Origin of the sequence: Clostridium sp. (genome assembly GCF_029258205.1) — a bacterium.
Classification (GTDB): Bacteria; Bacillota; Clostridia; order Clostridiales; family Clostridiaceae; genus Sarcina.
Genome location: NZ_JARHZJ010000014.1, coordinates 26,927 through 34,320 on the forward strand (window position 1 = coordinate 26,927; position 7,394 = coordinate 34,320).

Consider the following 7,394-nt stretch of genomic DNA (forward strand, 5'->3'; position numbering starts at 1 on the left):
TAAAAAATAATTATCACTACTAACTTCGATACAACCTAATTAATATATTCTTTAAATATTTACTTATTCTTTATTACCTTAACCTTTTTATCATTTACTCCTATTAAATTTACTTTATTTTTTATATACTCATTAAGCAATTTAATATGTCTTTCTCCTATTACTTCACCCATTATAAGCATAGGTACTCCTGGTGGATATGGAACTATATTTTCTGCTACTATTTTACCTAGAGCATCATTTATATTAATTCTTTCATATTCTAAATCCAAAACTTCAAAAGGTTCTAATTTTTTCTCTGGTAAATCTGTTAAATAAAAATCTACTTCTTCATCTTTAAGACAATTTATGTCACAAGATTTTAAAGCATTTTTTAAAATTTTAAAATCTTCTTCAGTATTAAATGGTGACGGTATTAAAACAACATTTTTATTATCACTCATTTCACATTGTATATTTTCACTTCTTAAATAATCTAATAGTTTATTACCATTTAAATTTTCATTTAAATTTATTACTATTCTACTATTATCTATCTTAATGTCATTTATCTTAATATTTTTTTCTAACCCATTAATTAAAAATTCTTTATCTAATATTTTAAAATATGATAACTCTTTAATATCATTTTTAAAATCATCTATAATTTTAAATAAGTTATTATACGCCTCTTCACCATGCTCTTCTAAAAAATTTCTTGCATAATCTAAACTCATCATAAACATATATGAAGGGCTAGTACTCATAAAGATATTTTTATAAAATTCTGTTTTATCAATAAAATCTTCATCATTAACATGCATCCAAGCAGTCTGTGTTAAGCTTGGTAAAGTTTTATGAGCACTCATTATAACTATATCAGCATTTAATTCTTGTACACTTTTAGGCAATAACTTGTTAAATCCAAAATGTGCTCCATGAGCTGAATCTATTGCAACTTTTAAATTTGCTTCTCTTGCTATTTTTATAGTTTCGTCTATATTAACTCCTATACCATAGTAATTAGGATAAGTTAATATTATTCCTTTTAAATCTCCATTTAAACTTATTTGCTCTTTTAAATGATTTAAATTAATTCCTACTGGCGCCTTTAATTTTGAATGGAATATATTGTTTATAAAAACTGGCTTTAACTTTCTCATTATTATTCCATTCATTATACTTTTGTGACAATTTCTTTCTACTAAAACTTTATCTCCTTCTTTAAATAAAGAAAATATCATTATTAAATTTCCACAAGTGCTTCCATTAACTAAAAAATAACTTTTTTTACTTTCATATAAATTAGAAAGTTTATCCTCAGCTTCTTTAATTATTCCTTCTGGATGTTGTAAGTTATCTAATCCCTCAACTTCAGTTAAATCACCTCGTAAAAGTATTTCTTCAAATCCTTTAAAACCTCGTGCCATCTTATGACCTGGCATTGAAAAAGGTACTACTTCTTCTCTTAAGTACATTGATATCCCATTAATTATAGGAATATTTTTCAAAGTTATCCACTCCTTTGTTATCCTAATTTTTTCTTATAAACTTCTTCTTTTAATCTATTTTTATAAAACTCATAAAATTCACTATTAACATCACAACTTATAGCTTTTTTCTCACATTCTGTGCATATTAATTTTCCTCTTATCATTATACCATGACCTTCTTTTCCACAAATTATACAAATTGACTTATTCATAGATAACACTCCTTAAATTCACTTTTTTCCTATAATTTTTACCACATAATATTTTTCTATACATAATATAGTAAGGAAAAATATTTAAGTAAATAAAAAATTAATAATTTTTCTATTGTAGCACAAACTAATCCTATAAATATTTAGGAGGTTTTTTCAATGAGACAGGAAGTTATTTCTTATTTATCTACAGAAAAAGAAGCTCTATTTAATCTTTGTAAATTTCTGCATGATAATCCTGAAGAAAGTTATAAAGAATATGATGCTTGCAAATATATATGTAATTTCCTAAGAGATAGAGATTTTGAAGTAATAGAAAATTTTTTAGATTTAGATACTGCTTTCTATGCTAAAAAAGGAAATGGATACCCTAAAATATGCTTTTTATGCGAATATGATGCTATTAAATCTAAAGGAGGACATATAACAGGTCATAATCTTCTTACTACTATATCAGTTACAAGCGCCTTAGGCTTAAGCAAGGTAATTGAGAAGTCTTGTGGAACAGTAATATTAATAGGATGTCCTGGAGAGTATTTAGGTGGAACTAAGTCTACTTTTGTTAGACAAGGTATTTTTGATGATATAGATGTGGTACTAACAGTTCACCCAGATATAGTAACCTCTGAAAGTGGTACTTCAAAGGCAATTATACCACTAAAAGTAACTTTTAAAGGAAATGACGGATTAAGCTTTTTAGATTTTGATAGTTTCACTTCATTAGATGGTACTATGTTAACTTTCAATGTTATAAACTCTTTGTCTAAAGGATTCAGTAAGAAAGCTAATATACACACTATTTTATCTCAAGGCGGTGTTACTCCTCTTCTAAGGCCTACTAAATCAGAAGGAAAACTATATATAAGATCAGAAAGTACAAAAACTGCAAAATGTATAGAAAATAAGATAAGAAACATTGTTACTTGTATTTCTGACACAATGAACTTAGAAAGTTGTGTTGAACTTTATGAACCACCTAATGAAGAACTCTTATCTAATCAAACATTAAATAGACTATATAGTCATAATTTAAAAGAAAACGGAATAATAAACATAGGAAAACCAAGAGATATAGATGCTGGTCTTTCATTAGGAACTGTAAGTCATAAGGTTCCTTGTATTCATCCTTATATAAACATAGTTGATAATGTAAATATTGATTATGGAACTAAAGAATTTGCAGATGCAACAATATCATCATTTGCTCAAGAACAATCACTTAAAGCTTCTTATGCTCTTATTTCAACAGCCTTAGATCTCATAGAAAGTAATTTTCTACTTTCAGAGGTTAAAGAAACCTTCAATATGTCTAAAGAAAATTTATATTAAAAAGAGAGTCTTAAGACTCTCTTTTTCTTAGATAACTAAGTTCTTTTCTAATTTATCAACAAGTATTTTACTTGGTTTAAAATAAAATTTATTATATCTATCACCATTTTTATATATACAACAATAATGATCTGTTCTATCTAATAAACTACACACATATTTCTTGCAAGAAGAAGTTTTAAACTCCTTTGATTCTTTAGAATAATCTTTACCTAAATACACAATATTATTTAACTTTATGTTTTCTAAAGTTGATTGTTTATTAGCTTTTACCTTATGAATCATTAATTGATTAGCTACTATGGAATATTTGTAACTTGTCTTACATTTTCTATACTCTCTAAAAAATATAACTAATGTTAAAACTAGAAATATTGGATCTGTTATTGTCGCTGCATTAAAAAACTCAAATTTAAAACTACTAAAAAAATTAGATAAACTTATAGCTATACTCATAAAAACTATACTAATTACAATAGCTACATCTCTTCTTTTTTTGACTACTTCTTTATGCATAGTGCCCATTTAAAAATCCCCCGACTTTTATATTTAATAAACAAATCACATTATACTAACTTTTAAAAATTAATTCTACCTATATAAGTATAAAATTTTATTGATTTCAATCTTAATTGCTCATATTTAAAGCTTATAGTGATTGTGTTGCTTGTATCTCTCTTTTTCTATCACTTTCTTTATTATATATAAGCTAATTATAAAAATTATCTTGATTTTATTTGAAATAACTTGTTTAATGATAATTGAAACAAAATATAACTTAATTCTTTGGGAGGGATAAAATGATTCAGATATATAAATCTTTAAGTGAAAATGATGGGACTTTAAAGAAAATTGCTTCCCTTGAACCAGGTTGTTGGGTTAATATAATAGCGCCTTCTCAGGAAGAGTTACTTCTTATTTCTAAAAAAACAGGAGTTCCTTTAGAATTTTTAAGAGCACCTTTAGATGATGAAGAAACTTCTCGTATAGAAATTGAAGGAGATTTTATATTAATAATAGTCGATATTCCTTTTACAGAAATGGAGGATAACTCCTTAACATATGATACCTATCCATTAGCAATAATTCATACAAAAAATGAATTAATTACTATATGCTTAAAAAATAGTAAGGTATTAACCGACTTCTCTTCAAACAAAGTTCGTAATTTTTACTCATTTAAAAAATCAAGATTTATTTTACAAATTCTAAACAGAGTTTCTACATATTACCTTCTATACTTAAGACAGATAGATAAGAAAAGTATTATGATAGAAAAACGTCTTCATAAATCAATGAAGAATAGAGAGTTAGTACAGTTGCACTCATTAAGCAAATCCTTAGTATATTTCTCAACATCTTTAAAATCTAATGAAATCACATTAGAAAAGATGTTAAAACTTGATGTTATCCAAAAATATGAAGAAGATAAAGATGTTTTAGAAGATGTAATAATAGAGAATAAACAAGCTATTGAGATGACTGATATTTACAGTAACATTCTAGGTAGCACAATGGACTTCTTTGCTTCTGTTATTTCTAATAACCTAAACATAGTGATGAAAGTCTTAGCTTCAGTTACAATACTTATGTCTATCCTTACAGTTATCTCTGGTATATACGGAATGAACTTTGACTATTTACCACTATTACACCATCCATATGGTTTCCATATAATAATGACTTTATCTGTAATACTTTGTGGTATAATAGCATTTATATTATATAAAAAAGATATGTTTTAAATTTATCTGTAACCATAAAAATATTTTTGCATATAATTAACTAAAAGATTATTGAGAGCAATTTATGCTCTCTATTTTTTTAGGAGGTTTTATGTCTAAATTTCAAAAGTTAAAAACTGGTGATACTATAGGTGTTGTTTCCCCTGCCAGTGGAGATAGCACTGATGTAATAAACTATAATATATCTTCATTTAAAAATCTAGGATTTAAAATTAAAGAAGGAAAATATTTAAGGAAAAAAAATGATTATCTAGCTGCCTCTGATCAAGAAAGAGCTGAAGATTTAATGGAAATGTTTAAAGATAAAGAAGTTAAAGCAATAATAGCTTATAGAGGTGGTTATGGATGTATAAGAATGTTGCCATATTTAGATATTGGAGTAATAAAAAAAAATCATAAAATTTTATGCGGTTATAGTGACTTAACAGTTCTTTTAAATTACTTATCTCAAAAGACAGGATTAATAACATTTCATGGCCCTATGATAAATTCAAAAATTGGTTCAGATCTAAGAACTCAAAATAGCTTCTTGTCAATACTTACCGATGAAAGAAATTTAATTAACATATCTACAAAAAATTTAAATGTGGAAAATAAGGAGCTTTTTAGAGGTATTCTTTGTGGTGGAAACCTAACTATGATATGTAGCACTTTAGGGACTCCTTATGAAATAAATACTAGAAATAAAATTCTCATGATTGAAGATATAAATGAAGAGAATTATGTCATAGATAGATTATTAATACAATTAAAATTTTCAGGTAAACTAGATTCTTGTAAAGCTTTCTTAATAGGCCATTTTACACCATATAACCCTAAAACAATTAATACTATCCTTTCCATACTATTACCATATAAAAAACCAATTATATATAATATTCCTTTTGGTCATGACTATCCTAATATAACTTTACCAATAGGATCATCCATACTTTTTGATCCAACTAAAGATAAACTAATAATAAAATATTAAATAAATTTAAAAAGGAGTTATATCAAAATATAATAAAAAAACTTATTTTGATACATGCATCTTTTAATATTTAATGAAAAAAGTGGATTTATAAAACATAAATCCACTTTTTCTTAGTGTTTGGAATAAAATTTAGTGTGTATATGTAAATTTCTGCAAAGCAAAAACCTCAGTAAATTTACTGAGGTTTTTTATGGAGGCGCCACCCGGATTTGAACCGGGGAATAAAGGTTTTGCAGACCTCTGCCTTACCACTTGGCTATAGCGCCACATGGTGGCTCGAGCAGGAATCGAACCAGCGACACGAGGATTTTCAGTCCTCTGCTCTACCGACTGAGCTATCGAGCCTTACCACTAAAGAGCATTTGCTCTTCACAAGTATTAATTATATACATATATATCTAATCTGTCAATATATTTTATTAAAAATTTTATTATTTTTTTATAAAAATATATTTCTTAGATTAATATATAGTAAAAAATACATTATGAAGTGGTTAAAATCTCCTTTTTCTAATCATATTAGTAATTTAACTTAATAATATGATTTTTATATGATAAATACTAGCTCATTAAAGTAATTAATAAATTCACTATCTTTCAAGTATAATCTACTGTTTATCAATTTAATTTATAACTATAATTCAATATTTTAATTTCAACTACACTATATTATATTCTTATAAATCAAAATTGTTCCTTAATTCAACTTATTTTTATTAGAAAATTTTTAAATTATACACAAGCAAAAGAAGAAAGAATTTATCAACAAGAATTTATAAGATTGATAATATTACAAATAATACAGACATCATAAAAAAGTATTAAAGATACTAAAACTCAAAAAATATTATTGCTATAGGACAAGCATTACAACTCAAAAGTTATCCACAAAAATATTTTATATTTTCATTTTATAAATTCTGTGGATAATTTTCAAAACAAAAATATCCACAGAAAAATCTAATTTTAAAAATCAAATCTTTCATGTGAATATTTTAAAATTACAAAATAAAAAAAGCTTGAATTAAAATTCAAGCTTTATCTTACCTAGCGACCATCTACTCTCCCACACAGTCTCCCGTGCAGTACCATCGACCGTTAAAGGCTTAACCGTCGTGTTCGGAATGGAAACGGGTGTTACCCTTAAACGCATCATCACTAGATTTGGCTCCTCGAAGAGGACTCGAACCTCCAGCCTATCGGTTAACAGCCGAGTGCTCCACCATTGAGCTATCGAGGAATATTTAACCTGGCGACCACCTACTCTCCCACACAGTCTCCCGTGCAGTACCATCGGCTTCTAAAGGCTTAACCGTCGTGTTCGGAATGGAAACGGGTGTTACCCTAAAGAACATCATCACCAGATGATTAGAAAGATTATTCTTTCAAAATTGCACATAATTAATACTATATTTTGGTCAAGCCCTCGATCTATTAGTATCGGTCAGCTGAACATGTTACCATGCTTACACCCCCGACCTATCAACCTTGTGTTCTTCAAGGGATCTTACTAGCTTATGCTATGGGAAATCTCATCTTGAGGTTGGCTTCACGCTTAGATGCTTTCAGCGTTTATCCATTCCCGACTTAGCTACCCAGCTGTGCTCCTGGCGGAACAACTGGTACACCAGAGGTCAGTCCATCCCGGTCCTCTCGTACT

At 27.3% G+C, this 7,394-nt stretch carries 6 protein-coding genes, 3 tRNA genes and 3 rRNA genes; 3 read left to right on the plus strand and 9 right to left on the minus strand.

The features are described from left to right. Positions 1-59 precede the first annotated feature (59 nt). Together Q1J60_RS01635 and Q1J60_RS01640 are read right to left on the minus strand one after the other, a co-directional pair. Positions 60-1,490, minus strand: coding sequence for an aminotransferase class I/II-fold pyridoxal phosphate-dependent enzyme (locus tag Q1J60_RS01635; RefSeq protein WP_300257609.1), 1,431 nt, complete (start codon positions 1,488-1,490; stop codon positions 60-62). Between the two features lie 17 nt (positions 1,491-1,507). Then, positions 1,508-1,684 carry a sigma factor G inhibitor Gin gene (locus Q1J60_RS01640; RefSeq protein WP_300257612.1) on the minus strand — a complete coding sequence of 59 codons (177 nt, stop codon included), beginning with the start codon at positions 1,682-1,684 and terminating at the stop codon, positions 1,508-1,510. Positions 1,685-1,843: 159 nt separating this feature from the next. Here Q1J60_RS01640 and Q1J60_RS01645 point away from each other — a divergent pair, with 159 nt between their 5' ends. Then, positions 1,844-3,013, plus strand: a complete 1,170-nt coding sequence (locus Q1J60_RS01645; RefSeq protein WP_300257615.1) for a zinc-binding metallopeptidase family protein — start codon at positions 1,844-1,846, stop codon at positions 3,011-3,013. Between the two features lie 27 nt (positions 3,014-3,040). On the opposite strand, the gene Q1J60_RS01650 is transcribed toward Q1J60_RS01645, so the two are convergent. Next, entirely contained in the window at positions 3,041-3,538 is a 498-nt protein-coding gene (locus tag Q1J60_RS01650; protein ID WP_300257618.1) for a DUF6106 family protein, read from the minus strand. Positions 3,539-3,813: 275 nt separating this feature from the next. On the opposite strand from Q1J60_RS01650, the gene Q1J60_RS01655 reads away from it, so the two are divergent. Further along, a complete protein-coding gene (locus Q1J60_RS01655) occupies positions 3,814-4,758 on the plus strand; it encodes a magnesium transporter CorA family protein (protein WP_300257621.1) in 945 nt (314 codons plus the stop codon). Between the two features lie 91 nt (positions 4,759-4,849). After that, the gene (locus tag Q1J60_RS01660; protein WP_300257624.1) at positions 4,850-5,731 is read left to right on the plus strand and encodes a S66 peptidase family protein; all 882 of its coding nucleotides are present in this window, start codon (positions 4,850-4,852) and stop codon (positions 5,729-5,731) included. Positions 5,732-5,925: 194 nt separating this feature from the next. Here Q1J60_RS01660 and Q1J60_RS01665 read toward each other — a convergent pair. The 6 genes from Q1J60_RS01665 to Q1J60_RS01690 form a co-directional block, all read right to left on the minus strand. Then, positions 5,926-6,000, minus strand: a tRNA-Cys gene (locus tag Q1J60_RS01665). Positions 6,001-6,003: 3 nt separating this feature from the next. After that, positions 6,004-6,079, minus strand: a tRNA-Phe gene (locus tag Q1J60_RS01670). Between the two features lie 700 nt (positions 6,080-6,779). Next, positions 6,780-6,897: ribosomal RNA gene (gene rrf / locus Q1J60_RS01675) — 5S ribosomal RNA — on the minus strand. A 2-nt stretch (positions 6,898-6,899) separates the two neighbouring features. Next, positions 6,900-6,974 (minus strand) — tRNA-Asn (locus Q1J60_RS01680). 7 nt (positions 6,975-6,981) lie between these two features. Continuing rightward, positions 6,982-7,099 (minus strand): 5S ribosomal RNA (gene rrf / locus Q1J60_RS01685). Between the two features lie 49 nt (positions 7,100-7,148). Then, positions 7,149-7,394: ribosomal RNA gene (locus tag Q1J60_RS01690) — 23S ribosomal RNA — on the minus strand; the annotation flags it as partial.

What these genes read in the sequence shown, in the direction of transcription:
- Q1J60_RS01645 (WP_300257615.1), top strand. Translation starts at nt 1,844, where the DNA reads ATGAGACAGGAAGTTATTTCTTATTTATCTACAGAAAAAGAAGCTCTA.
- Q1J60_RS01650 (WP_300257618.1), bottom strand. Translation starts at nt 3,538, where the DNA reads ATGGGCACTATGCATAAAGAAGTAGTCAAAAAAAGAAGAGATGTAGCT.
- Q1J60_RS01660 (WP_300257624.1), top strand. Translation starts at nt 4,850, where the DNA reads ATGTCTAAATTTCAAAAGTTAAAAACTGGTGATACTATAGGTGTTGTT.
- Q1J60_RS01640 (WP_300257612.1), bottom strand. Translation starts at nt 1,684, where the DNA reads ATGAATAAGTCAATTTGTATAATTTGTGGAAAAGAAGGTCATGGTATA.
- Q1J60_RS01655 (WP_300257621.1), top strand. Translation starts at nt 3,814, where the DNA reads ATGATTCAGATATATAAATCTTTAAGTGAAAATGATGGGACTTTAAAG.